The sequence below is a fragment of the Stappia sp. TSB10GB4 genome (assembly GCF_900185745.1).
Lineage (GTDB): Bacteria > Pseudomonadota > Alphaproteobacteria > Rhizobiales > Stappiaceae > Stappia.
In genome coordinates this window covers 1-25680 of record NZ_FYAV01000054.1, presented here as the reverse complement: position 1 = coordinate 25680, position 25680 = coordinate 1, and the positions used below count along the sequence as shown (strand labels likewise).

Below are 25680 nucleotides of genomic sequence, written 5' to 3'. Positions count from 1 at the left end.
CGGCCCGCTATCCTGCGTCCGTATCCTTGCGTCCGCTGCCAGCCCCGGCATCCGTGCCGGCGCCGGTGACGGCGGCATCCGCCGTGTTCGACCATCCGGCAAAGAGGTCCGGCAGCGCCTCCCCGGCCTCCGACACGGCCTCGTCCGCACCGGTCACTTCCCCCCGTTCCATCTCCTCGGCCTCGGCGATCTCCTCTTCCAGGATATCGCCCCAGGACGCGCCGCGCCGCTGCCGCACCTCGTCCAGGATCCGCCGCGCGAGATCGGATTTGCGCGCCATAAGCGCGTGCAGGTCCTGGGCCTCGAGCACCAGCAGCCGCGTGTCGCTTTCCGCCGTGACGGTCGCCACGCGCTGGCGATCCCCCAGCACCGCCATCTCGCCGAAGAAGCCACCCTCGCCAAGATGCGCGCGGGTCTGGCCCATCGTCACCTCGACGAGGCCGGAGGCGATGAAATACATGCTGCTTGCCGGTTCGCCGCGGCGGCTGATCACCTGGCCAGCCGAAACCGACTGGCCGCGCAGCAGCCGCGCGATCTCGGCAATGTCGGCCGCCCGCAGATCCTGGAACAGCGGCACCCGCGCCACCATGCCCCAGGTCACGGCGAAGTCGCGCGAGTGGATCTCGCGCGCGAAGGCTGTGGCGACAATACCGACCGGTAGCGCCAGCAGCCCGTAGCCGAGCAGCATCACCAGCCCGCCGAGCACCTTTCCCGTCGGCGTCACCGGCACCACATCGCCATAGCCCACCGTCGTCACCGTGGTCATCGCCCACCAGACCGCATCGGGAATCGAACCGAAGGCCTGCGGCTGCACCTCCCGCTCGACCATGTACATGGCGGTCGCCGCCAGCATCACCACGCCGAAAATGATCAGCAGACTGGCGCCGATCGCGTGCCGCTCCGACAGCAGCGCATTGGTCAGCGAGCGCAAGGCCGGCGAATAGCGCGCCAGCTTGAAAAAGCGGGCAAACCGCAGCAGCACCATCACCTTGAAGTCCGCCGGCACGAACAGCAGCCCGAGAACGAAGGGCAGCACCGCCAGCAGATCGATGATGGCCGCAGGCTGCAGGGCATAGCGCAGCCGCGCGCCCGCCGGCGAATAGTGCCGAAAAGGCGGGTGCAGATCGGCCACCCACAGCCGCGCGAGATACTCGGCGAGAAAAACAGCGCCGATGATCCGCTCGGCGAGCGAGAACCGGTCGCCCCACTCTGCGGCGAGCGAGGGCACCGTCTCCAGCGCCACGAGGGCCACCGCCGCAACCACCAGCAGGATCAGCAGCCGGTCGAACCAGCGCCCCTGACGGTCGCCGGCCGAGCCGAGCTCCAGCCAGCGATAAACACGCCGGCGGACCCGCAAAAGCAGGCCCGTCGACGCGGACAATTCGTCGGTTGCGCGTGGCCCGACTTCTGCCATGCCCACCGGGTCGCCAGCCCCTTCGCAAAGAGGGTCGCGACCGGTCGCCATGGGATCAGGCCTCGGCCGGCGCGGCCGTTTCCAGCGCCGCCGCGATCGCGGCAACCGCCGCTTCCGCCTGCGAGGCGTCGGTACCGCCGGCCTGGGCCATGTCCGGCCGGCCGCCGCCACCGCGCCCGCCCAGCACCTCCGAGCCGAGCTTCACCAGCTCGACCGCGTTGAACCGGCCGGTCAGGTCGCCCGTGACGCCGACGACGATCGCCGCCTTGTTGTCGTCCGAGGCATTGACCAGCACGACGATGCCTGAGCCGATCTGGCCCTTGGCCTCGTCGGCCAGGCCCTTGAGATCCTTCGGGTTCAGCCCCTCGACGATGCGCGCCATCAGCTTGACGCCGCCGATCTCGCGCAGGCCCTTGTCGCCCTCGCCCGCGCCGCCGCCCATGGCGAGCTTCTTGCGCGTGTCGGCAAGCTCGCGCTCCAGCCGGCGCTTGTCCTCCACCAGTGCCGCGACGCGCTCGGTCACCTCCGCCTGGCCCGACTTCAGCACCGAGGCGATCTCGCGCACCCGCGCATCCTGCCCGGCGAGATGCCGGCGGGCGGCCGCCCCGGTCAACGCCTCGATGCGGCGCACGCCGGCGGCAACCGCGCCCTCGTTCACCAGCGTGACGAGGCCGATATCGCCGGTGCGCGACACATGGGTGCCGCCGCACAGTTCCAGCGAATAGGTCTTGCCCGCCTTGTCGCCGCGCAGCGCCCGGCCCATCGAGACGACGCGCACCTCGTCGCCATATTTCTCGCCGAAGAGCGCCATCGCGCCCTCCTCGATCGCCTCGTCGACGCCCATCAGCCGGGTCTCGACCGGCGCATTCTGCAGCACGATCTGGTTGGCGATCTCCTCGACCTCGGCCAGTTCCTCCACCGACATCGGCTTGGGATGGGAGAAGTCGAAGCGCAGCCGCTCCGGGCTGACCAGCGAGCCCTTCTGCGCGACATGGGTGCCGAGCACCTCGCGCAGCGCCTCGTGCACCAAGTGGGTGGCCGAGTGATTGGCGCGGATCGAGCCGCGCCGCGCCCCGTCGACCAGCAGTTCCAGCGGCAGGCCGACGGTCACCTTGCCGGAGAGAACCCGCACCTCGTGGACGAAGAGGCCGTCGGCCTTCTTCTGGGTGTCGGTGACCTCGAGCTCGACGCCGCCCTCGCCGCGCATGCGGCCCGTGTCGCCGACCTGGCCGCCGGACTCGCCGTAGAACGGCGTCTGGTTGAGCACGACGAAGCCGGTCTCGCCCTGCTTCAGCTCCATCGCCTCGCCGCCCTCGCGCACCATCGCGGCGACGACGCCCTCGGCGGTCTCGGCATCGTAGCCGAGGAAGTCGGTGGCGCCGCAGCGCTCCTTCAGCGTGAACCACACGGTGTCGGTGGCCGCCTCGCCGGAGCCGGCCCAGGCGGCGCGCGCCTCGGCGCGCTGGCGCTCCATCGCGGTGTTGAAGGCGGCAAGATCGACGCTGACGCCGCGCGCGCGCAGGGCATCCTGCGTCAGGTCGAGCGGGAAGCCGTAGGTGTCGTAGAGCTTGAACGCCGTCTCGCCGTCGAACTCGGCGCCCTCGCCGAGACCGGCGCTCGCCTCGTCCAGGAGCGTGAGGCCGCGCGCCAGCGTCTTGCGGAAGCGGCGCTCCTCCAGCTTCAAGGTCTCGGTGATCAAGGCCTCGGCGCGGGCGAGCTCCGGATAGGCCCGGCCCATCTCGCGCACCAGGGTCGGCACCAGGCGCCACATCAGCGGCTCCTCGGCGCCCAGCAGATGGGCGTGGCGCATGGCACGGCGCATGATCCGGCGCAGCACATAGCCGCGGCCCTCGTTGGACGGCAGCACGCCGTCGGCGATCAGGAAGCTCGAAGCACGCAGGTGATCGGCGATCACCCGGTGGCTGGCGCGCTGCGCCCCTTCCGCCTCGGCGCCGACCGCGTTTTCCGAGGCGGAGATCAGCGCCCGGAACAGGTCGATGTCGTAATTGTCATGCACGCCCTGCAGCACGGCGGCGATGCGCTCGAGCCCCATGCCGGTGTCGATCGACGGCCGCGGCAGGGTGATGCGCTCGCCCGGCAGTTGCTCGTACTGCATGAAGACGAGATTCCAGATCTCGATGAAGCGGTCGCCGTCCTCGTCCGGCGACCCCGGAGGGCCGCCCCAGATGTGATCGCCGTGATCGTAGAAGATCTCCGAGCACGGGCCGCAGGGACCGGTATCGCCCATCGCCCAGAAATTGTCCGAGGTCGGGATGCGGATGATCTTGTCCTCGGACAGGCCGGCGATCTTCTTCCACAGCGAGAAGGCCTCGTCGTCCTCGGCATAGACGGTGACCAGCAGCCGCTCCTTCGGCAGAGCGAATTCCTTGGTGATCAGGGTCCAGGCGAGTTCGATCGCCCGGTCCTTGAAATAGTCGCCGAAGGAGAAGTTCCCGAGCATTTCGAAGAACGTATGATGGCGCGCGGTGTAGCCGACATTGTCGAGGTCGTTGTGCTTGCCGCCGGCGCGCACGCATTTCTGCGCGGTCGTCGCGCGCTGATAGTCGCGCTTCTCCAGGCCGGTGAAGACGTTCTTGAACGGCACCATGCCGGCATTGGTGAACATCAGCGTCGGATCGTTGCGCGGCACGAGCGGACCCGATGCGACGATCTCGTGACCGTTGCGCCCGAAATAGTCGAGAAAGGTAGTCCGGATTTCGTTTACGCCGCTCATAAAGCCGTCCAATGCTCCCTGGACTGACGACCCTGCCGCGACGTCTCGCGCAGCGTTCCCGCCAAGTCCTGCCATGTCCAAGATCTCGAGCCGCTTTTAGCTTTGCCCCGGCGACAAGTCCAGTATCGCCCGCACCGCGCCCCGGCTTGCCTTCCCTGATCAGGCACCCGCCCCACCCGGTACGGTACAGGCGCCGACCTGCGTACTCTCCTGCATGGAAACCGTGTGCCCGATGTGGAACAGTCGCGGCATGGCTGTCACGCAGAAGACCCGCACCGGAAACGGGAGATGTGCCATGGGATGGGAATGCAAGAACCGCTTTTGGTCCGGGACACGGACCTATATCTCGAGCTTCCGCAAGAATCCTCCGCCGCATGTCTACATCGCAACCCTGACCGCGCACGAGATCACGGCTGCGGAGAAGCGCGAACTCGTCACCTGCGTGCGCACCTGGCCAGCCGTGACGGATCAGTCGCGCCCCCTGATCGAGCAGGTCGTCAAGGACATCGAGGAGGCGCAGGCGTCCGGCTGACGAAGGACACGCCCCGCATGTCCACGACGCGAGGACAAGGCGCCCGGGGCAAGGACCAAGGGCGAAGTCAAAGGGGACGGAGGCCGGCGGCTGCCACTCAAGGGCAATCACCTGAGACTGGCGGCCCGGGCGAGGCGCCTTCACGGCGGTGATGCCACGGCGCTGACGCTCAAGATGGCCGGAGTTCAATCCCCCCGTCATGCACCCACCCGTCATGCACCCCCCCGTCATGCCGCCCTTCGCCGGCCAAGGACAGCGACCGCGACGAGACACGGCTGGAGGGCGTTTTTCTCCGCGCCGATGTTGCGCTCCGGTTCCCGCACCCACTTGATGCGGCTAAAGCCCTTTCGGCCAATTCGGAGCCATTCTGACGGAGCGATTTTGTGACAAGGTCAAGCAAAGGCACGCAGGCCGTATCTGGAGACGGACAAGGGGCTTTGCGCCGGAATTGGCGCAAAATCGCCCGTCCCGCAGGGCTTCCGATTGGCGGGCACCCGACATTGGTGGGCGCCCGACATTGGCGGGCACCCGACGCCGAACCGGTCTTGCCCGATGCGAAGGTATCGCGCGGCGACCGTTTCGACGCCGGATCGCCGCTCCAATCGAGAAGCAGAATTGACTTCGAATTGGCCGAAAGGGCTCTAGGATGCCTGTCCGGCACATGTCAGGCGAGCCGCCCGGCACAAGAGCCGGGCGGCATCATATCAATCGTCGGCGGCGCCGTCGTCGTCGGTTTCGGAGAAGGGATCCGTGATGCGTTCGGCGATCAGCCCGGCATTCTGCCGGATCGCCAATTCGATCTCGTCGGCCAGCGCCGGGTTGTCGCGCAGGAACTGCTTGGCGTTCTCGCGGCCCTGGCCGAGCCGCTGGCTGTTATAGGAGAACCAGGCGCCGGACTTCTCGACGATGCCGCCCTTGACGCCGAGATCGATGAGTTCGCCCATCTTCGAGACGCCCTCGCCATAGATGATGTCGAACTCGACCTGGCGGAACGGCGGGGCGAGCTTGTTCTTCACCACCTTGACGCGGGTCTGGTTGCCGACCACCTCGTCGCGGTCCTTGATCGATCCGATCCGGCGAATGTCGAGGCGCACGGAGGCGTAGAATTTCAGCGCATTGCCGCCGGTCGTCGTCTCGGGCGAGCCGAACATCACGCCGATCTTCATGCGGATCTGGTTGATGAAGATGACCATGCACTTGGAGCGCGAGATCGAGGCGGTCAGCTTGCGCAGCGCCTGGCTCATCAGCCGCGCCTGCATGCCCGGCAGGCTGTCGCCCATCTCGCCGTCGAGTTCGGCCTTCGGTGTCAAGGCCGCGACCGAGTCGACCACCAGCACGTCGATGGCGCCCGAGCGTACCAGCGTGTCGGCGATCTCCAGCGCCTGCTCGCCCGCGTCCGGCTGGGAAATCAGCAGCTCGTCGATGTTGACGCCGAGCTTGCGCGCATAGATCGGATCCAGCGCATGCTCCGCATCGATGAAGGCGCAGATGCCGCCCTTCTTCTGGGCCTCGGCAACCGTGTGCAGGGCCAGCGTCGTCTTGCCGGAGGATTCCGGCCCGTAGATCTCGACGATGCGGCCGCGCGGCAGGCCGCCGATGCCGAGCGCGATGTCGAGGCCGAGCGAGCCGGTCGACACGGTCTGCACCTCGACCACCTGGCCCTGGCCCATCTTCATGATGGAGCCCTTGCCGAAGGCGCGTTCGATCTGCGAAAGGGCGGCGTCGAGCGCCTTGTTCTTGTCCATCTGAATGCCTTCGACCAAGCGGAGTGAATTCTGTGCCATGAGGCTACCATCCTTATTTCACGCCGCGCCCGGCGATTCAAACTGCGCTTTTGTACCAGTTTTGTTCTCATTGCACAAGAGAGATCAAGCTATTGATAGAACTCGATTTATAGGATAGTGTTCCTTTTGTGTTCCGATAGGATGTCGAGTGTCCCCGCGCGCCACCGCGGCGGGAGAATCGGTTTGGTCTTCCGTCAGCGCCGGGTCGCTTGTCGCAGCCGGCGCTGACGGCAGCGGCCCGTGTCCGACCGGATCTTCGCACAAGGGCGCGCAGGGATGCGGGCGGACTGCGGCCGGGCAGCAGATCGGAGACGGGAGCAGGTATCGAGTGAGCACCCAGGACCCGGCGCGAGACGGAGACAACGCAGCACAGAGACCACGCAGCACGGACAGGAACGGTTGGTGAGAACAGCGGAAGAGGCTGAACCGAGCCCGGATAGGCGGCGGCTTGCCCTCGGACGCACTTTGCCTTGCCCCCAGACGCACTTTGCCTTGCCCGAAGTGGCGCAGCAGCGGCCGGGCACGTCGGCCGCTTTCTCGGCCGTCATATCTGCGCCTTGTGCGCGCGCGCCGTCGAGACCAACGAAAACTGGATGGAGGCCAACCGATACCTCAACATGGACGACCTCAGAGAGAACAAGAAGCTCGAACTCCGTAGGCCGCATGATCAGCTTCACGGCCGCCCCAATTCGCAGAACTTGACGCCCACAACCACGACAGCCTGTGTGTGAGGCACCGGCCCGCGCATCGTTTCCGCCCTTGCTTACGGCCGGCCTCTCCTGGCGTCTTCCGGACGAGCAACGCGAGATCCGGGACCGGCGAGCCGAGGGCGTGTGTGGCAACACTCAGGTGTGAGACCGTTGGCGCGGGGGCTCCCCGATCCCGGCGCGACGCTGGCGCGCCGTCCGGGAGGACGCGGGAGAGAGGCGGCATGTCGCCGCTGGCGCTTTCCCCCCTCTGCCGGCGGCGCCGACACCTCCCCCTTGAGGGGAAGAGAGGAGCTTGGCCTGCGGCCGGCGCACCGCTGCCGCGAACGCCCTCGGCTCGTCGATCCCGGGGCGGACGGTCTTGCAGCAGCGGAGGCCTCCGGTCTTCTGCGGCCAGCCCAACGGCTCGATCCGCACGACCTGTGGTTACGGGTTCCCGGTCTCCGGCTTCGCCGGAACCGGAACGACAGCCTGTGTGTGAGGCACCGGCCCGCGCATCGTTTCTGCCCTTGCTTATGGCCAACCTCTCCTGGCGTCTTCCCGGACGAGCAACGCGAGATCCGGACCGGGGAGCCGAGGGCGTGTGTGGCAACACTCAGGTGTGAGACCGTTGGCGCGGGGGCTCCCCGATCCCGGCGCGGCGCTGGCGCGCCGTCCGGGAGGACGCGGGAGAGAGGCGGCGTGTCGCCGCTGGCGCTTTTTGCATGCCCCCGAGAGAATCCGCCGCGCGCTGCGCATCGGCGGCGCCGAGTTCGGCGACCAACCCCTCCATTGCGTAGCCTTCATCGCCCCGCTTCTTGCGACCAAGATCCCGGTCGAGGCGCGATGGATGCCGGGTCGAGTCACCGTTATGCCGATATCGGCATAAGACGCATTATGCCGTAAGCCGGATTATGCCGCATGGCCGAGTTCGGTGGCGGGCTTGCCGGGGTTCGGCCATGTGGCGGTTCGGCAAAATCCAGTTCATGGAAAGCGACGAAGCCTGTGGAACTTGCCGTTCACACCGGTAGCAGTAGCTGGTCCAAGACAACTGAGTGAAGCTCTGGCGATGCGCATGCGACGATGGCACCACTGGACGTCAACGTCAGGGGCCGCCCCTTCCAGTCAGAGATCACGCCGCCTGCTTCCTGTACAACCGGGCACAAAGCGCAGATGTCGTACGCATCCAGATCATCTCCATTAAGGCAGATATCTATCAGGCCACGTGAAAGTCCGCCGTAGGCGGGTGCCCCGCCATCGAACACCCTCAACCTTCCGGTCGACAACAACTGTCGGTACCCCGAGGCGCTGTCGCCTCTGAAACTGTCGGGATTTGCCAGACTGATGACAGCTTCATCAAGTTCGCGCCTCCCGCTGCTTCGAACGAGCCGACCACTGAAGACCGTGCCTTTCCCCTCTGCGGCGACATAGCGCGCGCCTGGCACAGGCATGTCTATGATCCCCAGAACCGGAGATTCGTCACGGCATACGCTGATCAGCGACGCGAAGTTCAAGAGTCCGGTTCCAAACTGGCGTGTGCCATCAATCGGATCGAGAACCCATGTGAAAGCGCTTCTCCCGGTTTCAAAACCGTATTCTTCGCCAAGAATGCCGTGAGACGGAAACTGCTGCCGTATCCGCTCCCGCCACATCGTCTCGATGGACAGGTCGGCTTCTGTCAGCGATGAGCCATCGGATTTGTAGGTCACCGCCAGGTCGCTGTGCCACGCCTGAGCGGAGAGACCCGCCGCAGACTCGGCGAGGTTCAGGGCCGCCGCAAGGATGTGATCGAGTTCGTGCATCGCTACCTCTCGGAAAATGGCTCCTTTAGCCTTCGCCCGGTAACGGCTGAATGACGGGTAGGCGTGAACATTGGGGCTCCAACAACAGGGAGTTCTCCCGCATGCGGCTCTTCGGCGTTGCTCCTGCGCGTCGGCCCGAGAGCCTGGTGCGGGCCGCCGGTGGGCGCCCTGCTCCGCAGGCAGTGCCGCAGACAGGCCTGCGGAGCCGCCGCTGGCGACAGGTCGCCGGGCGGATCCCCGGCGCCCCGGTCAGATGAAACGGCGTCAGATACAGCGGCCGCCGGCTTCCGCCTTGGACTTCAGGCCGACAAGACTGTCGCGCGGGTTGTATTGCGGCTGGGTGAGAGTGAAGACCTGCTCCAGCGCGGTGCCGGCATTGTTGATCACCGCGACGTCCTGCACCACCAGCGTGTCGCAGTCCGTGCCCTGGAAGCGCACGCGGATGCGGAACCTGCGCGGGCCGTTGTCCGACGGGCCGAATTCGCTGTCGAGCGCCGGATTCGGCTCCGTCACCGTACGCTCCAGCACCACCATGTTGGGCTGGTTCTGGGCGATCGGCGTGCCGCGCTCCGTCGCATTGGCGACGATGGTCTGGCGGATCGTCTCCGGATTGGCCCGGACGCTGATCGACTGGGCCCCCGCCGGCACCGTCAGCACCGCCTGTTGCGGCTCCACCGGGGTCACCGGGACACGGCGCTGGCTCTGGCAGGAGGCAAGGGCCGTGGCGGCAAGAAGGACAAGGGTCAGGCGGAACAGCATTACGGCATTCCCCAAGCAGACTGGAACGGCCCGCCCCCAGACAGGCTGGACGGCGGGCGGGACATCCGGGCGGCCCCGGGAGGGGGACCGGCGGAACTTTCGCGCAAGCGCAAGCTTGCGCCAGCAAGGTTAACAAAGACTGCGGGGGCCGGCACCCCGGCGAATGGGCCTGACCGCAACTGCGACGCCGATGCAGGCAAAAATGCAACTTCCGGCTCCGGCCCCAGGTCGCAGGCTACAAGTGTGCCGGAAACGGCGTCTCGTCGGACAACAATCCGCCGGGAGGAGCGCTATGGCCGGGACAGGCGCCCGTCAGGTCCGGCGAACCTTCCGCCAGTCAAAACGTGTCGCCGGTCAGAACGTGTCTCCGGTCTTGAAGCCACCGCCGCCGAAAGAGCCGCCGCTGCCGAAGCCGCCGCCACCGAAGCCCCCGCTTGAGCCGCCTCCCGATTTCCCTCCCGAGCCGCCCATGGAGCCCGGCAGGCCGATGCCGCCGGGAAAGCCGACGCCGCCGCCATGGCGCTTGCGCCGCTTGCGCGACTTCTCGGCCCGCGCCCAGTAATCCGCCCCCGACAGCGCGCCCTTGGCCAGTTCGCCGAGCAGCACGCCGGTCAGGCTGTCGTCGTCGAAGGTGGAATCCCAGGTGTCGTAGCGCTTCTGGCGGAACTGCCGCGTCACCTTGGCGAGCTCGTCGCGCCGGCGGCCGAGATCGCGCAGGTTGCGCTGGTCGTCCTCCGTCGTGCTGTTCAGCAAAGCGATGCGGGCATCGAGATCCTGCAGCCGGCGGACGATCCGCTCGTCCTCGGGCGAAGGCGTGGCCAGCGCCTCCTGCCACAGGGTCGACAGTTCCTCGGACCGAAGCGAGCGCAGCAAGGCCTCCTCGGCGGTGCGGAATTCGGAATCCTCGCCGGAAAGATAGGGCTGCTCGCGCTTTGCCAGCTCTTCCAGCTCCGCTTCCAGCTTCTCCAGCGCCGCGGTGGTGTCCTCGATCTCGGCCTCCGCCCGCTCGATGGTGGCGGCCAGATCCTCGCCGGCGACCTCGGCCGCCGCCCGGCGCGACAGGCTGCCGAGCTTCGCCTGCTCCGCCTGCGCCTCCGCCTCGCGGTCGCTCGCATAGGCGGCGAGCCGCTCGGGGATCTCCACCAGCATGGCGTAGTTGGGACGCGCGTCGTCGTAGCGGATCAGCCGTGCCACCCAGCGGTCGAGCATGCGGATGATGCCGCCCGAACGGTAGGACGAGGTGCCGAACCCGCGCTTCCACAGATAGAGGAACAGGGCGTCGGCCTCATAGGCCTTGCTCTTTGTGGCGCGGTCCTCCTGCGCCTGGCGCGCCTTGGCCCGCGCCGCCTCGGCGGTGCGGGTGGCGGCCTCCGCCGCGGCGCGCTGCGCGGTGTAGTCCGGATCGGTGGCGAGTTTCTCGTCCACCGCGGCAAGGATGCCGTCGAGCCGGTCGCTCGCCGCATCGCGCTCGCGCGTCAGGCGGCGGCGCTGCTCGGTGAGGGCGGCAATGTCGCGGACCAGCGTGTCGTGCTGGGCACGCAGCGCCGACAAGGCCAATTCGCGCTGCTCCAACTGCCGCCGGGCTTCCGCCTCGTCCTTGTCGATGCGCTGGCCGAACGCCTTGTCGCCGCCTTCGCGCAGGCGGAAGCGGGCAAGTTCGCGGAAGGCCTCCAGCTCGACCGTGCGCAGATCGTTGATCTCGCGCATGGCGTCGTCGATGCGCCGCCGCAGAAGGTCCTCCTCCTGCCGGACTTCGCCGAGCGCCCGCTCGATGGAGCCGAGGGTCTGACGTCCGCTCACCATGAAAACCTGTCCCCTGCCGTATCCCGCATGCCGGCCGGTGTCCCGCCGGCCGCCGCCTCGGCACCCTCAGCCTCGGCTACCATTGCGTGATCGCTCCCGTCTCGACCTGCGCCCGCCACTCCGGCTGCAGGCGGCCGCGCGCCTTGACGCCAAGCACCGGGTTGCTGACGATCCCGTCCTCCTCCTTGTCGCGGCGCACCGCGTCGAAGGTGGATTGCGGCACCCGCTGGCCCCAGATGGTGACGGTCTTGCGAGCCCCGTCCTCCTCCGAGGTGACGTTCTGCGGCAGCACGCTCCCGTCCGGAGCCACCGCCTCGACAACAAGGTAGTAGTTGCGCGCCGAGGTGTTGGCCTCGGGGATGCGGGTGACGCCGGTCGGCGTGCCCGGACGCGACACGATGCGGATGTCGTAGACCTGCAACAGGCGCGCCTCCAGCGCGGCAAGGTCTGCGAGCGCCTTGCGCGCCGCGCCCGCGTCGTTGGCCGCGAGCGCCGCCTGGCCGGCGGTGGCAAGCGTCGCCGCCTGCTCGCGCGCGGCCGTTTCCTCGGCGACCTCGCCGATGCGGCGCACCGTCTCGGCGATCCGCGTCGGCAGGGTCTGCGTCAGTTCGATGCGCAGCGCCTCGGCAGCCTGTTCGCGCGGGGCGACGACGAGGAAGCGCCAGGCAAGAACCGCCGCCGCCGCCAGCAGCAGCAGGATCAGGATAGCCTTGGCCCAGCGCAGCCGCGTCACATAGACCAGCGCCAGCAACCGCTGGAAGCCGACGGCCGGCGGGCTGTAGACGAAGCGGTTCTGCTTGAGGTTCTCCACCCCCTCCCGCAGGATCCGGTCGGAGACCTCGATGCCCTGGCTCGTATAGATCTCCCGCAGCCGCTGGATCATCGCGGCATCGCGTTCGTCCGAGCCCAGTTCCTTCAGCGCGATGCGTTCGTCGTGGCGCAGCGTGTCGACCACGTCCATCGCCATCATCAACTCGTCGAGCGGCGCCCTGGTCGAGGCGGTGTCGGAGGCCATGCACGCGTTCCCCTGCGGCCCGTTGCGGCGGGACCGGCCCCGGAAGCCCGCGACCGGTCGTGATCATACCGTACCCTTGCGGGTGGCTCAGGCGCCGAGCATGTTGCCCTGCGCGGCGAGCTTTGCAAGCCGGCGCTTGCCGTCCTCCACCGCGTCGCGGATCTCTTCGGAGTTCTTCGTCGACATGACGCGCATCTCGTTGATGATCTCGCGCGAATGGACCTGGAAGTTGATGACCGAGTCGACCAGCTTCTTGACGGCAGCGGCCTGCACGGTGGGGCCGTAGCCGGCCTTGAGCGCCGCCTCCTGCACCGCGTCGCCGATTTCCGCCAGGGTTTCCAGCGACTTCGACACGCCTTCCTTCATGGCGTTGAGCGCCTCGGTCGATTCGTGCAGGCCGTGCAGGCCGGTGAAGGAGGCATTGAGCGCGGTGAGCACGGAATCGTTGGTCGAGAAGAAGCTGATCGCCTGCGAATAGACCCGCTCCTTGGCATTGGTCGTCTGCATCAGCCGCGCCATGATCACTTCCGACGTGTTGTAGCCGATGGTCAGGTTGTCGGAGAGATCCTTGGCGATCTGGTAGCGCTTCTCCTCGTCCTGCATCGCCCGCATCTTCTCGTCGCGGGCGAACTCCAGCCGCGCCTTGGCCGCGGCATCGGCGCCGTCATGCGCCTCGACCTCGCGGTTGGCGGCCTCCAGCGCCGCCTTGGTGTCCTCGAGCCGGGCGGTGGCGGTGTTCAGGACTTCGAGCGCCAGGATCTCGGCCTGCTTCAGCGCGCCGCGGAAGTCGCGATAGGCCTCCAGAATGCGCCGCTCGCGCTCGATCTGATCCTTGGTGTCGCGGGCGACGTCGAGATAGGTCTGGCGGATCTTGCCGAAACGGTCGGAAATCGTGCCGCGGGTCATGTCGCGCCACTTGTTGGACAGGTTCTCCATGAAGGAGATCTTGCCGTCGGCAAGCTGGTCGACCATGCTCTTGGCGTCGTCGCGGATCGAGTTGAAGGCCTCGGTGATCGCCTCGTAGCGCTCGCCGATCGACATCGCCTGGATCTCGTTGCGCACCACCTCGTTGAAGGTCTGCGCCTGGCCGAGCGTGCGGGTGATCACCGCGATCCTGTCCGGCGACAGGTCCGAGATCTTTTCCAGCAGCGCGTTGATCGGCGCCTCGACGGTGCCGTCGGGCATCAGGCCCATGTCGCGCAGGGCCGCCACGGCCTTGTCGAGATACTGCATCGGGGAAAGTCCGGTCTGAGCTGTTTCCGCCATCTTGGCCTCTGTCTTCCTGTCTTGCCCCCGTCGCCGCCCGCCGGGCGATGAGGCAGCCTCGCGTTGGACTGCGGCGATCGGCGGCGGATGGGTCGTTCGGCGCCCCCCGTCTGCCGGTCGCAGCGAGTTAAGCACATAAAATGCGGCAGTTACACGTCAGAGGCGAGACGCCCGGTGCGGCTTGCGTGCTCCCGCGCGGCGAGCGCAACGGCGATCCGCGCCGCGAGCCTGGCATTGTTGCGGACCAGCGCGATGTTGGTGACGAGGCTGCGGCCCCTGGTCAGCTCATAGATCATCGCCAGCACGAAGGGTGTCACCGCCTTGCCGCCGACCCCGCGTGCGGTGGCCTCGGCCACCGCCTGGTCGATTACTGACGCGATCTCGGCCGGCGGGATCTCGTCGGCCTCCGGCACCGGATTGGCGACCAGCACGCCGCCATGGCCCGCCATGCGGGCGCGCAGCGCCAGCAGCTCCGCGATCTCTTCCGCCGTGTCCATCCGGTAGGGCGCGGCAAGGCCGCTGTCGCGCGACCAGAAGGCCGGGAAGGCGTCCTGCCCGTGGGCGATCACCGGCACGCCGCGCGTTTCCAGCACTTCCAGCGTCTTAGGCAGGTCGAGCAGCGCCTTGGCGCCGGCCGCCACCACGCAGACCGGGGTGCGGGCGAGTTCGTCGAGATCGGCGGAGATGTCGAAGCTGGTCTCGGCGCCGCGATGCACGCCGCCGATGCCGCCGGTGGCGAAGACCGCGATGCCGGCCGCATGGGCCGCCATCATTGTCGCGGCGACGGTGGTGGAGCCGGGACGGCCGGTCGCCAATGCAATGGCGAGATCGGCGCGCGAGCATTTCATCACGCCCTCGGCCCTGGCCAGCCGCTCCAGCGCTCCGTCGGACAGGCCGATATGCAGCACGCCGTCGAGCGCGGCGATCGTCGCCGGCACAGCGCCGCCAGCGCGGATGTCGGCCTCGACCTGGCGGGCGGTCTCGACATTCCTCGGCCACGGCATGCCATGGGTGATGATGGTCGATTCCAGCGCCACCACCGCCCGCCCCTCGGCGAGCGCGTCGGCGACCTCCTCCTCCAACCGCAGAACCGGGCCCAGCCCGTTGATGTCCTTGCCCAGCATGTCGACGTCACTCCGTTCTGCCGCGTCCAGCCGGATGCGGACCGTCTTATAGGACCGGCGCGGCGGCGCTGTCGAGGCGTCGGCCCCTCGCCCCGTGCATGACAGGGTGGCGCATGACAGGGGGCGCAGCACAGCTAGCCATTCGGCGCGATGGCCGGCCAGTTCAGCGTCCCGGCGACCGCGCCGGGGCTTTCCAGTGTCAGGGCAGCGGCCCGCATGCCGGCCGCGACCGCGTCTGCGAGCGCGAGGCCATGTTCGAGGCCGGCCAAAGTGCCGGCGATCAGCGCATCGCCCGCCCCGGTCACGTCGACGATCCTCGGCGCCGGGGCGGCTGCGCCCTCGCGGGTCGTCAGCGAGATCTCGTCGATGCCGCCGCGCGTTGCCAGCAGCACGGGCGCGGCGCCCCGGGTCATCACCACGGCGCCTGCGCCGGCCGTAACCAGCGCGGTTGCCACCTCCGCCCCGCTATCGCCCGGCTCCTGCTGCCCCTCGTCGTGTTCGCTGTCGCGCCCGAGCAGGGCCGCGGCCTCCGCCCGGTTGCAGAACAGCAGATCGACCCGCGGCAGGATCGGGGCAAGCCGCGCAGCCTTGGCCCGCGACACCGCGTCGGCCGCCAGCCTCCGCCCTGCCGCCGCCTCGGCCAGTTCCACCAGAAGCGGCTGCGGCAGGTTGGCGTCGAGAAACCAGCAAGCGGACGCCTCCTGCGCCTTGGTCGGCGGCAGCAATGCGCCGGGCTCCAGCGTCTCGGTGATGCGGGCATCGACGACCGCCGCCGCCAGCGTGCCGTCGGGATCGTGCAGGGCGAGATAACGCCCGCTCGGCAGGTCGGCGCGGCGGATGGCGCCGGTGTCCACGCCTTCCCCCGCCAGGTGCGCCAGCAGCCCGTCGGCCTCCGCCTCGCGCCCCAGCCGGCCGGCCAGCGACACGCGGCAGCCGAGCCGAGCCAGCGCGCGCGCCACATTGGTGGCGACGCCGCCGGGCCGTATGGCAAGCGACGCCGGCGTCGACGTTTCGCGCAGGATCCGGCGGTCCGCATGGGCGATCGTGTCGAGATGGATGGCGCCAAAGGCGGCAATCGGCATGCGGGCGGGTCTCCGGCCTTGTCCTTGCAGCCGCTTATACCGGCTCGCGAAAGCCGAGGGGAGTGGCTTCGCCGGTTATCCCGTTGCGCGACGGGAGAAAAAGCGCTTGTCTCACGTTCAGGCTGAACCGAACTCTGATCCTCAGCGCAAGCGGCGAGACCATGGCCACCGTCTATGACCTGAAGTCCCGATTCCAGGACCTGTTGCGGCCGCTCGTGCACCGGCTGGCGAGCGCCGGCATCACCGCCAACCAGGTGACGCTGGCGGCGCTTGCCCTGTCGGCGATCGCCGGCCTCGCCATCGCGCTATGGCCCGCGGCCGGACTGCCGCTGGCGCTGTTGCCGCTGGTGCTGTTCGTCCGCATGGCGCTGAACGCCATGGACGGCATGCTGGCCCGCGAGCATCACCAGCAATCGGCGCTCGGCGCCGTGCTCAACGAGCTCGGCGATGTCGCCTCCGACCTGGCGCTCTACCTGCCCTTCGCGCTGGTGCCCGGCGTCTCGCCGGTGGCGGTGGTCGGCCTGTGCCTGCTGGCCGTGATCAGCGAGATGATGGGCGTCGTCGGCGTGCAGATCGGCGCCTCGCGGCGCTATGACGGGCCGCTCGGCAAGAGCGACCGGGCGGTGCTGTTCGGGACGCTCGGCCTGTTGCTGGGCCTTGGCATCGTCGGCCCGGCCTTTGCCACCTGGGTGCTGGCGATCGCGCTGCTGCCGGCCGCCCTCACCATCTTCAACCGCGCCCGCAAGGCGCTTGCCGAGGTCCGGGAGGGCCGCCCGTGACCCAGCTTTCCGGCTTGACGCCGCTGCAGCTTGCCATCGCCGGCATCTGGGTGATCCTCATCCTCGCCAGCATCGTCGTCTTCGCGCTGAAGCGCCTGCAGCCGGAGCGCGACCATTCCGAGCTGGTCAGCCGCACGGCGAGCTGGTGGGGCATGATCGCCCTGTTCACCGCCGCCTTCCTGCTGAGCCACACGCTCTCCATCGTGCTGTTCGCGCTGGTCAGCTTCCTCGCCTTCAAGGAATACCTGTCGATGATCCCGACGCGCCGGGCCGACAGGCGGGTGCTGTTCTGGGCCTATCTGTCGATCCCCGTCCAGTATTACTGGGTGGCGGACGGCTGGTACGGCATGTTCGCCGTGTTCATCCCGGTCTACATGTTCCTGTTCCTGCCCTTCGCCATGCTGCTGTCGCAACAGACGGAGGGCTTCCTGAAGGCGGTCGGCACGCTCAATTGGGGCCTGATGCTCTGCGTCTTCTCGCTGAGCCATGCCGCCTTCCTGCTGGTGCTGCCGGTGACCGGCAACACCGACCCGCAGGCCGGCGCCGGCCTGCTGCTCTATCTGGTGTTCCTGACCCAGTTCAACGACGTCGCCCAATACACTTGGGGCCGGCTGTTCGGCCGCCGCCCCATCGTGCCCGTGGTCAGCCCCAAGAAGACCTGGGAAGGCTTCCTCGGCGGGCTGCTGACGACGACGGCGGTTGCGGTGCTGGTCGCGCCGCTGGTGACGCCCTTCGGCTGGCAGCAAGCCGCCGCCGCGGGACTGATGATCGCCGCCGCCGGCTTCATCGGCGACATCACCGTCTCGGCGGTGAAGCGCGACCTTGGCGTCAAGGACACCGGCTCGCTGATTCCCGGCCATGGCGGCATCATGGACCGGATCGACAGCCTGACCTTCACCGCGCCGCTGTTCTTCCACTTCGTGCGCTACTTCCACACGTGAGGGCACAATGACGCGCGTGCTGCAGACCCTGTTCTTCCTGGCCGTGCGCACCGTCGTGCTGTTCGTGCTGGGGCTGAACGTGCGGCGCCGCGAGTGGCTGCCGGAGCATGGGCCTGCAGTGATCGTCGCCAATCACAACAGCCATCTCGATACGCTGGTGCTGATGTGCCTGATGCCGCTGTCGAAGCTGCATCTGCTGCGCCCGGTCGCGGCCGCCGACTACTTCCTCGCCAACAGGGCGATGGCGTGGTTCTCGCTCAACATCCTGCGCATCATCCCGATCGTCCGCAAACCCGGCGAGCGGAAGGACGGGGTACCGGGCGCCGACCCGCTGGCCGAATGCCACGCCGCCCTGGCCAAGGGCGAGATCCTGATCCTGTTTCCCGAGGGCAGCCGCGGCGAACCGGAAAAGATGACCGCGCTGAAGAAGGGCATCGCCCATCTCGCCGAAAAGAACCCGGACGCCCCCGTCGTGCCGGTCTTCACCCATGGGCTCGGCAAGGCGCTGCCGAAGGGATCGTTCCTGCTGGTGCCGTTCTTCTGCGACATTTTCGTCGGCGAGCCGATCCGCTGGCCGGGCGAGCGCGCCGCCTTCATGGAGATGCTCGCCAACCGCTTCGCCGCCCTTGCGGCGGAGAAGGCCTTCGCCCCCTGGGAATAGGCGCCCCCTGGGAATAGGCGCCCCCTGGGAATAGGCGCCCCCGACTGGCGTGCGCCCGGCGAGCGCCCTCAGCTCGCCAGCACGTCCTTCACCACCGTTGCCAGTTGCTTCAGCGTGAAGGGCTTGGGCAGGAACGAGAATTTCTCGTTCTCCGGCAGGTTCTTCTCGAAGGCGTCTTCCGCATAGCCGGAGACGAAGATGATCTTGAGGTCCGGCCGCGTCTTGCGCAGCTCGCGCAGCAGCGTCGGCCCGTCCATCTCCGGCATGACCACGTCCGAGACGACGAGATCCACCTCGCCGTCGGTCTCTTCCATGATCTCCAGCGCCTCGGCGCCGCTCGAGGCCTCGTGCACCGTATAGCCGCGCGAGGTCAACGCCCGGGCGGCGAAGGCGCGCACCGCCTCCTCGTCCTCGACCAGCAGGATGGTGGCCGAGCCGGTCAGGTCGGTGAGCTGCGGCGCCTCGACCGGCTTCACCTCCACCTGCTCGGCCTCGTTGCGCACATGGCGCGGCAGGAAGATGCGGAACGTCGTGCCGCTGCCGATCTCGCTGGTGCAGAAGATGAAACCGCCGGTCTGCTTGACGATGCCGTAGACGGTGGAGAGGCCGAGACCGGTGCCCTTGCCCACCTCCTTGGTGGAGAAGAACGGCTCGAAGATCTTCTCCATCACCTCGGGCGTCATGCCGGTGCCCGTGTCGGTGACCTCGATCAGCACATATTCGGCGACCGGCATGCCGCGCGTGCCATCATAGGACCGCGACTGGTCCTCCGGCACGTTGAGCGTGCGGATGGTCAGACGGCCGCCCTCCGGCATGGCGTCGCGCGCATTGACCGCCAGGTTGACGATCACCTGCTCCAACTGGTTGAGATCGGCCATCACCGGCCACAGGTCGCGCCCATGCACAACGCTGAGCTCCACCTTCTCGCCAAGCAGGCGGTCGAGCAGGATCGACAGGTCCGCCAAGACGTCGTTGAGCGCCAACTCCTTCGGCCGCAGCGTCTGGCGCCGCGAGAAGGCAAGCAACTGCCGCACCAGGCCTGCCGCCCGGTTGGCGTTCTGCTTGATGTTCATGATGTCCTGGAAGGACGGATCGCTCGGCCGGTGGCTGGCCAGCAGCAGGTCGGAAAAGCCGATGATCGCGGTCAGCACATTGTTGAAGTCATGCGCCACGCCGCCGGCCAACTGGCCGATCGCCTGCATCTTCTGGCCTTGCGCGAATTGCGCCTCCAGCACGCGCTGCGCGGTCGTCTCCAGCACATAGACGATGGCGGCATCCGCATCGCCCTCGCCGTCGCGCACCGCCGAGACATAGACGGTGGCGGAGCGGCCGTCCTCGCGCTCGTCGAGACGCACATCGACCGGCGGGATCTCGCTGCGCCCTTCCGCGGCGGCGGCCAGCGCCTCCATCAGCGCCGGACGCGAGGGCGCGGTGACATGGTCGACGAGCTTCGGCGCCCCCTGGCTGCTGTCCGGCGTGCCGAACAGCCGCACGAAGGGGGCGTTGGTCTTGCTGATGCCGCCGTCGTGATCGATCGAGGCAATGGCGATCGGCGTGTTGTTGAAGAAGCGGGCGAAGCGCACCTCGGAGGAGCGCAGCGCCTCGGCCGCATCCTCGCCGCGCGAGCGGTTGAGCACCAGCGACCGGCTCTCGCCGGGCAACCCGCCGGCGCCGAACGGCACCCGGTGCAGGATGCGCACCGGCACCGAACGGCCGCCGCGCGTGGTCAGGTCGAGATCGAAGGTCTCGGTCTTGACCTCGCCCGCCCTGCCCTGCACGGAGAGCAGCAGTTCCGCGCCATCGCCGCGCATGAACTCGCTGACCCCAAGCGAGCCGGCCTCGAAGCTGACCAGATCGTAGCCGAGCCAGTCGGCCAGCGTCGCGTTGAGATAGACCACCCGGCCGGCGGCATCGCACGAGAAGAAGCCGGCCGGCGCATGGTCGAGAAAGTTGATCGCCCGCTGCAATTCCTGAAACGAGGTTTCCTGCTCGGTGCGGTCGCCGCTGATGTCGGAGAGCTGCCACACCGTGCAGGCCCGCGCCGCGCCGCGCCCGGAAGCGAGCGACAGCGGCCGCACGCGCACGCGGTACCAGCAGGGCTCGCCGTCGTTCGACCCGAGCGGATGCGGCAGGCGGATCTCCTCCTCGGCCGCGCGTTCGGCCTCCGCGGCCCGCGTCAGGTGGAAGATCGCGTCGGTGGCGGCCGGGTCGCTGGAAAACACCCGCTCGACGCCGCGCATCTCGGCAAGACCCTGCGCACCGATCAGCCGGGCATAGGCGTCGTTGGCATAGACGATGCGGCCGTCGCGCTCGGTCACGAGCACGCCGTCCTCCATCGTGTCGAGAAAGGCGGCCGGAACCGGACTTGCCGGCGCGCGCGAGGAGAAGCTCAGCAGGCCGATGGCGCCGGCAAAGAGCGAGAAGACACCAACGACGGCGAGCATGCCGAGAAGGCCGAGAACCCAGGGCTCGGCCTCCTGGCGATCCATCAGCGACAGGCCGGTCGCGGCGCCGACAAGCCCGACGGCAAACAGGATCAGCAGCAGGACGCTGCCTGACCGCTCCTGCCGCTCGAACGCGGGAGACGTCGGACCCCTCTCACTTCTGCTCATTCACATACCCCGTGGCGACAGCGCGCCAGCCTCTCGTCGGCATCCGCCGGTCGCGGTCCGGAATCAGTCCCTAGCTGCGCCAGGCGCGGCGTTCCCGCATTCGATAAACGAAACCGATCACTTCTGCCACCGCGCGATACTGCTCTTCCGGCACTTCCTGATCGATCTCGATCAGCGCGTAGAGCGCGCGGGCGAGCGGCGGGTTCTCCACCACCGGCACCTCGTTGTCGCGGGCGACCTGGCGGATCCGCAGCGCCACCGCGTCGACGCCCTTGGCAACGCAGATCGGCGCCTGCATGCCCTGCTCGTATTTCAGCGCCACCGCGTAGTGGGTCGGGTTGGTGACCACCACCGTCGCCTCCGGCACCGCCGCCATCATGCGCCGGCGCGAGCGCTCCATGCGCAACTGGCGGATCTTGCCCTTGACCAGCGGATCGCCCTCGGTCTGCTTGTATTCCTCCTTGACCTCGCGCTGGGTCATCTTCTGCTTGTCGAACCACTTCTTGCGCTGCCAGAGGTAGTCGAGGCCGGCGACCACGGTCATCACCGCAAGGATCGCCGCGATGAGCTGCAGGATGAGGAGATGCACCTCCTCCAGCAGCATCGTCGTCTCGCGAAAGATCAGCGTGTCGATCTTGTTGCGCTGCGGCCAGAGCACGGCGACCATCAGGCCGCTGACCACGACGATCTTCACCAGCCCCTTGGCGAAGTTGACGAGGCTTTCCGAGGAAAACAGCCGCTTGAAGCCGGCTGCCGGGGAGATCTTCGACAGTTTCGGCTTCATCCGCTCCGCCGACCAGACCAACTGGTGCTGGATGACATTGCCGGCCACCGCCAGCGCGAGCAGCAGCAGCAGCGGCAGCGCCAGGATCGCGCCGATCCTCAGGCCGGTGTCGCGCCACAGCAGCGAGAGGCCACCGCCGTCGACCGGGATCTGGTGCGAATGGGCAAGGTAGCCGCGCAGCGCCGCCTGCAGACTGTCGGCCGCCCCCGGCGCCAGCAGCGCCACCACCAGGCCGGTGCCGAGCATGGCGAACCAGGTGGAGACCTCCTGGCTCTTGGCGACGTCGCCCTTCTTGAGCGCGTCCTCCAGCTTCTTTTGCGTGGGGTCTTCTGTTTTCTCGGCATCGTCGTTCTGTTCGGCCATCGCCCTACCCCGCGATGAACCGGCCGACGGCCGTCTCGAAATGCGACAGATACCACATCATCATCGTCGTCAGCAGGGCGAAGAGCATCAGCCCGCCAATGGTGATGTTGAGCGGCATCGCGATGAAGAAGATCTGCATCTGCGGCATCAGCTTGTTGAGCAGGCCAAGGCCGAAATAGAACACCAGGCCGACCACCATGAAGGGCGCGGCAAGGCGCAGCGCGATGGAAAACACCTCCGCCACCAGCACCGTGGCAAGCTCGGCCATGTCGCCGACGGGCATGCCGCTGCCCGGCGGAAACAGCCGGAAACTGTCATGCATGGCGGCGATCACGAGATAATGCAGGTCGAAGGCGAAGATCAGCGTGATCCCGAGCAGGCTGAGGAACGAGCCGATCACCGCCCCCTGCTGGCCATCCATGGTCGGATCGGTCGCCATGGCGAAGGCGAGGCCCGACTGGTTGGCGATGATCATGCCGGCGATGGACAGCGTATAGGTGATGAACCGCGCCCCGAGGCCGATGAAAAACCCGACGGCGAACTCGGCCGCCAACAGCACCCCAACCCGCCCCAGCGGCGCGGTCACATCGACCGCGTAGAGCGGGGCGGCGATCGGGTAGAAAACCAGGGTCAGCAGCAGGGCCACCGCCAGGCGGACATTGGGCGGGATCGATCCCTCCCCCAGCGCCGGCATCAGCATCAGCATGGTGCCGAGCCGGGCGAAGAGCAGCATGAACAGCAAGGCCACCTGGGGAAGCAGCGAGACGTCGACGGTCATGACCGGCTACCCGCTGCCGGAACCGGAGATGATGAGGTCGGCAAGGCGGGCGGTATAGGCCTCCAGCACCTGCCCCATGAAGGGCAGCGCGATCAAAAGGGTCATGAAGATCGCCAGGATCTTCGGCACGAAGACCAGCGTCATTTCCTGGATCTGGGTCAGCGCCTGGAACAGCGCGATGACAACGCCCACCAGCAGGCCGATGACCATCGGCGGCGCGGAGATGAGGATCAAGGTCCAGATGCCCTGGCGGGCGATGTCGAGGACCTCCGGCCCGGTCATGATCTTCCTTCCGCTTCGCCCGCACCCCGCCGGCACCGACCGGCGGAGGGGCTCATGCTCAGATCGGCATGCGCATGATCTCCTGATAGGCGGAGATCACCCGGTCGCGCACCGAAACGAGCGTTTCCAGCGCCACCTCGGTTTCGGCGACCGCGGTGACGACATCGATGACATTCGCCTTGCCCTCGGTCAGCGCCAGTGCCTGCTTGTCCGCCGCGCGGCCCTGATCGACCACCTGCTCCACCGCCGACTTGACCATATTGGCGAAGTCAGGCGTCGGCATAGACGAAGTCTTCAGCTTTGTATCCTGATTCGCTCCAGCGAGCGCGGACGTCATGCGATAGGCGGTTGCGGCGATCGACGGCGTGGACATGGCACTCTTCTCCGAAAAGGGATGCGGGCGCGGCCCGATCAGGCGCGCAGGATCTCGATGGTCTTCTGCAGCATGCGCCGCGTCGCAGTGATCAGGTTGAGGTTGGCCTCGTAGGAGCGCTGCGCCTCGCGCATGTCGACCATCTCGATCAAGGTGTCGACATTGGGCGTGCGCACATATCCGCTCTCGTCGGCCGCAGGATGCCCGGGCTCGTAGCGGGTCTTGAAGTCGGTGTTGTCGAACTCGACCGGCCCAAGCGCCACGACATCGGCCCTGAGCTTGCGGTCGAGTTCCGTGCTGAAGGTCGGAACCTTGCGCCGATAGGGATCCTCCTGCGGCGTGCGGCCGGTCGAATCCGCATTGGCGATATTCTCGGCGATGATCCGCATGCGGCCGTTCTGGGCCTTGAGCCCGGAGGCGGCGATGAAGATCGACTTGACGAAATCCACGGGCAAACTCCCCGGCCCTCAGGGCCTGATCGGTGGGGTTTCAGGGCGCGTCAGCCGCTGCGCGACAGGGCGGTGCGGATGAGGCCGAGCCCCTTCTGGTAGAGCGAGGCAACCGTCTGGTAGTCCATCTGGTTCGCCGTCACCTTCATCATCTGCTCCTCGAGCACCACCGTGTTGCCGTCGGGGGTGATCTCGAAGCCGCTCGGATCGTCCCGCGCGACCCCGCCGCTCTCGCGCATCATCGAGCCGACGATATGAGCGGTGCTGGTGCGCGTCGTCGCCAGGCCGACGGTGCGCGAGGCCAGCGCCTTCTCGAAACTGAAGGCTGCAAGATCCTTGCCGCGAAAGCCGGGCGTATCCGCATTGGCGACGTTTTCCGCCAGCACACCCTGCCGGCTCTGGTGCCACTGCATCTTCGACTTGAGCGCCTGAAACAGCGGCAGGTCCGAGATCGACATGGGGTGCGCTTCCCGTTGCGACGAAGGTTAACGACTAGGCAGATCCTGCCGGGTGGATGGTTAACGAGAAGTTAACGATTAACGTTTCTGCAAGGTGACCCCGCCGATTTTGCCCACCCCGCCGCGCAAGGCACGGTCGCGGCTTGCAAATTGGCGGCGGATATCGGCATTTTTTGCCGAGATGCGTTAACCTTGCCTCTTTGAGAGAATCGCGCAAAACGGCTAAACAGGGTGCAGTGAGGCAGGATTCGCGCGCGTTCGTCCGGCATGACCGGTTGCGCGATGCCACGGATCGGGGTTAAGGCGCGGGGATTGCCGTCGCTGGACGGACGGGTAGACCGGGCCGTCAGGCTGTGACACGCATGGCCGGCGGGCGCACCCTCGAACAGGAAGAGGCCGAAGGGCATGACAAGTTGGCTGGTTGACACGTTCCAGATGGAACCGGGCTGGGCCCGCGGCATCGGTTTCTTTCTCGCGGTGGCGATCGTCCTGGCGCTGATATCGGTATTTGTCTGGGTGCTGCGCCGCATCGCCGGCAGCCGCAGCCTCGGCAGCCGCTCGCGCCAGCCGCGCATCGCGGTGATGGACGCCGCATCGCTCGATGCGCGCCGGCGCCTCGTGCTGATCCGCCGCGACAATGTCGAGCACCTGCTGCTGGTCGGCGGCCCCAGCGACGTGGTCGTCGAGCAGAACATCGTACGCGGCGTGCCGATCTCCCAGGCCTATCCGCGCCAGCCGGCGATGGGCGCCGAGATGCCCGCCCCCTATGTCCCGGCCGAGATCGAGCCGCAGCCGGCCGCACCGGCGCCGCAGCCGGCCGCAACATTTGCCCCGGCCATGCCTGCCCAGACGTCCACGCCCCAAGCGTCCATGCCCCAAACGTCCATGCCCCAGGCGGCCGCGGCTCCCCAGCCCGCTCCCCGTCGCCCGCTACCGCCGGCTGCGCCCGCACCGCGCCGCCCCGCGGAAGGCGGCGACGCCTCGCCGCTGAAACGCGCCGGAGCCTCCGTTGCGGCCGCCGGTGCCGCTGTCGCCGGTCTTGCCCGCTCCGCCACATCCGCGCGCGGCGAGGCGCCCACCGCCCAAAGCCCGGCTCACCAGCCGCAGGGTCAGGGATCGGGTCAGGCACCGGTTCAGACCGCGCCGCGCCCCGAGGCGCCCGCGGCACGCCCGCCGCTGCGCCCGCTGGGCGGCCAGCC

At 67.9% G+C, this 25680-nt stretch carries 22 protein-coding genes and 2 pseudogenes; 6 read left to right on the top strand and 18 right to left on the bottom strand.

The features are described from left to right. Positions 1 to 7: 7 nt before the first annotated feature. On the bottom strand, positions 8 to 1414 hold the full coding sequence (locus TSB10GB4_RS13710; RefSeq protein WP_186396212.1) for a cyclic nucleotide-gated ion channel: 1407 nt from the start codon (positions 1412 to 1414) through the stop codon (positions 8 to 10). Positions 1415 to 1469: 55 nt separating this feature from the next. Next, positions 1470 to 4148 carry an alanine--tRNA ligase gene (gene alaS, locus TSB10GB4_RS13705; protein ID WP_186396211.1) on the bottom strand — a complete coding sequence of 893 codons (2679 nt, stop codon included), beginning with the start codon at positions 4146 to 4148 and terminating at the stop codon, positions 1470 to 1472. A gap of 250 nt (positions 4149 to 4398) precedes the next feature. On the opposite strand from alaS, the gene TSB10GB4_RS13700 reads away from it, so the two are divergent. Next, positions 4399 to 4680, top strand: coding sequence for a hypothetical protein (locus TSB10GB4_RS13700; protein WP_186386313.1), 282 nt, complete (start codon positions 4399 to 4401; stop codon positions 4678 to 4680). A gap of 704 nt (positions 4681 to 5384) precedes the next feature. Here TSB10GB4_RS13700 and recA read toward each other — a convergent pair. Then, positions 5385 to 6464 (bottom strand): recombinase RecA, encoded by a 1080-nt coding sequence (gene recA, locus TSB10GB4_RS13695; RefSeq protein ID WP_186396210.1) that lies wholly within the window; start codon positions 6462 to 6464, stop codon positions 5385 to 5387. Between the two features lie 544 nt (positions 6465 to 7008). On the opposite strand from recA, the pseudogene TSB10GB4_RS24055 reads away from it, so the two are divergent. Continuing rightward, positions 7009 to 7123: pseudogene (locus tag TSB10GB4_RS24055) on the top strand (IS256 family transposase); the annotation flags it as partial. Positions 7124 to 7910: 787 nt separating this feature from the next. On the opposite strand, the pseudogene TSB10GB4_RS24050 reads toward TSB10GB4_RS24055, so the two are convergent. The 8 genes and pseudogenes from TSB10GB4_RS24050 to TSB10GB4_RS13655 form a co-directional block, all read right to left on the bottom strand. After that, a pseudogene (locus TSB10GB4_RS24050) lies at positions 7911 to 8009 on the bottom strand (zincin-like metallopeptidase domain-containing protein); the annotation flags it as partial. A 160-nt stretch (positions 8010 to 8169) separates the two neighbouring features. Next, on the bottom strand, positions 8170 to 8952 hold the full coding sequence (locus tag TSB10GB4_RS13685) for an inositol monophosphatase family protein (protein WP_186396209.1): 783 nt from the start codon (positions 8950 to 8952) through the stop codon (positions 8170 to 8172). A gap of 264 nt (positions 8953 to 9216) precedes the next feature. Further along, positions 9217 to 9711 carry a hypothetical protein gene (locus TSB10GB4_RS13680; RefSeq protein ID WP_208984791.1) on the bottom strand — a complete coding sequence of 165 codons (495 nt, stop codon included), beginning with the start codon at positions 9709 to 9711 and terminating at the stop codon, positions 9217 to 9219. A gap of 354 nt (positions 9712 to 10065) precedes the next feature. After that, positions 10066 to 11514, bottom strand: a complete 1449-nt coding sequence (locus TSB10GB4_RS13675) for a hypothetical protein (protein WP_186396208.1) — start codon at positions 11512 to 11514, stop codon at positions 10066 to 10068. Positions 11515 to 11590: 76 nt separating this feature from the next. Continuing rightward, positions 11591 to 12529 (bottom strand): DUF6384 family protein, encoded by a 939-nt coding sequence (locus TSB10GB4_RS13670; protein ID WP_186396207.1) that lies wholly within the window; start codon positions 12527 to 12529, stop codon positions 11591 to 11593. A gap of 87 nt (positions 12530 to 12616) precedes the next feature. Then, positions 12617 to 13795 carry a cell surface protein gene (locus TSB10GB4_RS13665; protein ID WP_186386308.1) on the bottom strand — a complete coding sequence of 393 codons (1179 nt, stop codon included), beginning with the start codon at positions 13793 to 13795 and terminating at the stop codon, positions 12617 to 12619. A 149-nt stretch (positions 13796 to 13944) separates the two neighbouring features. Continuing rightward, positions 13945 to 14919, bottom strand: coding sequence for a pseudouridine-5'-phosphate glycosidase (locus TSB10GB4_RS13660; protein WP_186396206.1), 975 nt, complete (start codon positions 14917 to 14919; stop codon positions 13945 to 13947). Between the two features lie 134 nt (positions 14920 to 15053). Beyond that, complete coding sequence (locus TSB10GB4_RS13655) at positions 15054 to 16001, bottom strand: PfkB family carbohydrate kinase (protein WP_186396205.1); 948 nt, start codon at positions 15999 to 16001, stop codon at positions 15054 to 15056. Positions 16002 to 16162: 161 nt separating this feature from the next. On the opposite strand from TSB10GB4_RS13655, the gene TSB10GB4_RS13650 reads away from it, so the two are divergent. Genes TSB10GB4_RS13650 through TSB10GB4_RS13640 form a run of 3 tightly spaced genes read left to right on the top strand, consistent with a single transcriptional unit; the run spans position 16163 to position 18382 of the window. Next, a complete protein-coding gene (locus TSB10GB4_RS13650; protein ID WP_186386305.1) occupies positions 16163 to 16780 on the top strand; it encodes a CDP-alcohol phosphatidyltransferase family protein in 618 nt (205 codons plus the stop codon). Then, complete coding sequence (locus tag TSB10GB4_RS13645) at positions 16777 to 17721, top strand: phosphatidate cytidylyltransferase (protein ID WP_208984789.1); 945 nt, start codon at positions 16777 to 16779, stop codon at positions 17719 to 17721. The genes TSB10GB4_RS13650 and TSB10GB4_RS13645 overlap by 4 nt, the downstream gene beginning before the upstream one ends. A gap of 7 nt (positions 17722 to 17728) precedes the next feature. Then, on the top strand, positions 17729 to 18382 hold the full coding sequence (locus TSB10GB4_RS13640; protein WP_186396204.1) for a lysophospholipid acyltransferase family protein: 654 nt from the start codon (positions 17729 to 17731) through the stop codon (positions 18380 to 18382). A 68-nt stretch (positions 18383 to 18450) separates the two neighbouring features. Here TSB10GB4_RS13640 and cckA read toward each other — a convergent pair whose 3' ends face one another. The 7 genes from cckA to flgB all read right to left on the bottom strand — a co-directional run bounded on the left by cckA (position 18451) and on the right by flgB (position 24481). Continuing rightward, positions 18451 to 20994: a cell cycle histidine kinase CckA gene (gene cckA / locus TSB10GB4_RS13635; RefSeq protein ID WP_186386303.1), complete on the bottom strand. Its 2544-nt coding sequence runs from the start codon at positions 20992 to 20994 to the stop codon at positions 18451 to 18453. Between the two features lie 70 nt (positions 20995 to 21064). Next, the gene (gene flhB, locus TSB10GB4_RS13630) at positions 21065 to 22141 is read right to left on the bottom strand and encodes a flagellar biosynthesis protein FlhB (RefSeq protein WP_186396203.1); all 1077 of its coding nucleotides are present in this window, start codon (positions 22139 to 22141) and stop codon (positions 21065 to 21067) included. A gap of 4 nt (positions 22142 to 22145) precedes the next feature. Continuing rightward, a complete protein-coding gene (gene fliR / locus TSB10GB4_RS13625) occupies positions 22146 to 22919 on the bottom strand; it encodes a flagellar biosynthetic protein FliR (protein WP_186386301.1) in 774 nt (257 codons plus the stop codon). Positions 22920 to 22925: 6 nt separating this feature from the next. Then, entirely contained in the window at positions 22926 to 23201 is a 276-nt protein-coding gene (gene fliQ, locus TSB10GB4_RS13620) for a flagellar biosynthesis protein FliQ (RefSeq protein ID WP_186386300.1), read from the bottom strand. A 58-nt stretch (positions 23202 to 23259) separates the two neighbouring features. After that, a complete protein-coding gene (fliE, locus tag TSB10GB4_RS13615) occupies positions 23260 to 23574 on the bottom strand; it encodes a flagellar hook-basal body complex protein FliE (RefSeq protein ID WP_186386299.1) in 315 nt (104 codons plus the stop codon). Positions 23575 to 23612: 38 nt separating this feature from the next. Then, positions 23613 to 24023: a flagellar basal body rod protein FlgC gene (gene flgC / locus TSB10GB4_RS13610; RefSeq protein ID WP_186396202.1), complete on the bottom strand. Its 411-nt coding sequence runs from the start codon at positions 24021 to 24023 to the stop codon at positions 23613 to 23615. A 50-nt stretch (positions 24024 to 24073) separates the two neighbouring features. Further along, positions 24074 to 24481 (bottom strand): flagellar basal body rod protein FlgB, encoded by a 408-nt coding sequence (gene flgB / locus TSB10GB4_RS13605; RefSeq protein ID WP_186396201.1) that lies wholly within the window; start codon positions 24479 to 24481, stop codon positions 24074 to 24076. Positions 24482 to 24886: 405 nt separating this feature from the next. On the opposite strand from flgB, the gene TSB10GB4_RS13600 reads away from it, so the two are divergent. After that, positions 24887 to 25680, top strand: a 794-nt coding sequence (locus TSB10GB4_RS13600) for a flagellar biosynthetic protein FliO (protein ID WP_186396200.1), incomplete at its 3' end; no start/stop codon positions are given.

Bases quoted from the DNA above. Each gene is read 5' to 3' on its own strand.
- TSB10GB4_RS13710 (WP_186396212.1), bottom strand. From the start codon at position 1,414: ATGGCAGAAGTCGGGCCACGCGCAACCGACGAATTGTCCGCGTCGACG.
- alaS (WP_186396211.1), bottom strand. From the start codon at position 4,148: ATGAGCGGCGTAAACGAAATCCGGACTACCTTTCTCGACTATTTCGGG.
- TSB10GB4_RS13700 (WP_186386313.1), top strand. From the start codon at position 4,399: ATGGCTGTCACGCAGAAGACCCGCACCGGAAACGGGAGATGTGCCATG.
- recA (WP_186396210.1), bottom strand. From the start codon at position 6,464: ATGGCACAGAATTCACTCCGCTTGGTCGAAGGCATTCAGATGGACAAG.
- TSB10GB4_RS13685 (WP_186396209.1), bottom strand. From the start codon at position 8,952: ATGCACGAACTCGATCACATCCTTGCGGCGGCCCTGAACCTCGCCGAG.
- TSB10GB4_RS13680 (WP_208984791.1), bottom strand. From the start codon at position 9,711: ATGCTGTTCCGCCTGACCCTTGTCCTTCTTGCCGCCACGGCCCTTGCC.
- TSB10GB4_RS13675 (WP_186396208.1), bottom strand. From the start codon at position 11,514: ATGGTGAGCGGACGTCAGACCCTCGGCTCCATCGAGCGGGCGCTCGGC.
- TSB10GB4_RS13670 (WP_186396207.1), bottom strand. From the start codon at position 12,529: ATGGCCTCCGACACCGCCTCGACCAGGGCGCCGCTCGACGAGTTGATG.
- TSB10GB4_RS13665 (WP_186386308.1), bottom strand. From the start codon at position 13,795: ATGGCGGAAACAGCTCAGACCGGACTTTCCCCGATGCAGTATCTCGAC.
- TSB10GB4_RS13660 (WP_186396206.1), bottom strand. From the start codon at position 14,919: ATGCTGGGCAAGGACATCAACGGGCTGGGCCCGGTTCTGCGGTTGGAG.
- TSB10GB4_RS13655 (WP_186396205.1), bottom strand. From the start codon at position 16,001: ATGCCGATTGCCGCCTTTGGCGCCATCCATCTCGACACGATCGCCCAT.
- TSB10GB4_RS13650 (WP_186386305.1), top strand. From the start codon at position 16,163: ATGGCCACCGTCTATGACCTGAAGTCCCGATTCCAGGACCTGTTGCGG.
- TSB10GB4_RS13640 (WP_186396204.1), top strand. From the start codon at position 17,729: ATGACGCGCGTGCTGCAGACCCTGTTCTTCCTGGCCGTGCGCACCGTC.
- cckA (WP_186386303.1), bottom strand. From the start codon at position 20,994: ATGAGCAGAAGTGAGAGGGGTCCGACGTCTCCCGCGTTCGAGCGGCAG.
- flhB (WP_186396203.1), bottom strand. From the start codon at position 22,141: ATGGCCGAACAGAACGACGATGCCGAGAAAACAGAAGACCCCACGCAA.
- fliR (WP_186386301.1), bottom strand. From the start codon at position 22,919: ATGACCGTCGACGTCTCGCTGCTTCCCCAGGTGGCCTTGCTGTTCATG.
- fliQ (WP_186386300.1), bottom strand. From the start codon at position 23,201: ATGACCGGGCCGGAGGTCCTCGACATCGCCCGCCAGGGCATCTGGACC.
- fliE (WP_186386299.1), bottom strand. From the start codon at position 23,574: ATGTCCACGCCGTCGATCGCCGCAACCGCCTATCGCATGACGTCCGCG.
- flgB (WP_186396201.1), bottom strand. From the start codon at position 24,481: ATGTCGATCTCGGACCTGCCGCTGTTTCAGGCGCTCAAGTCGAAGATG.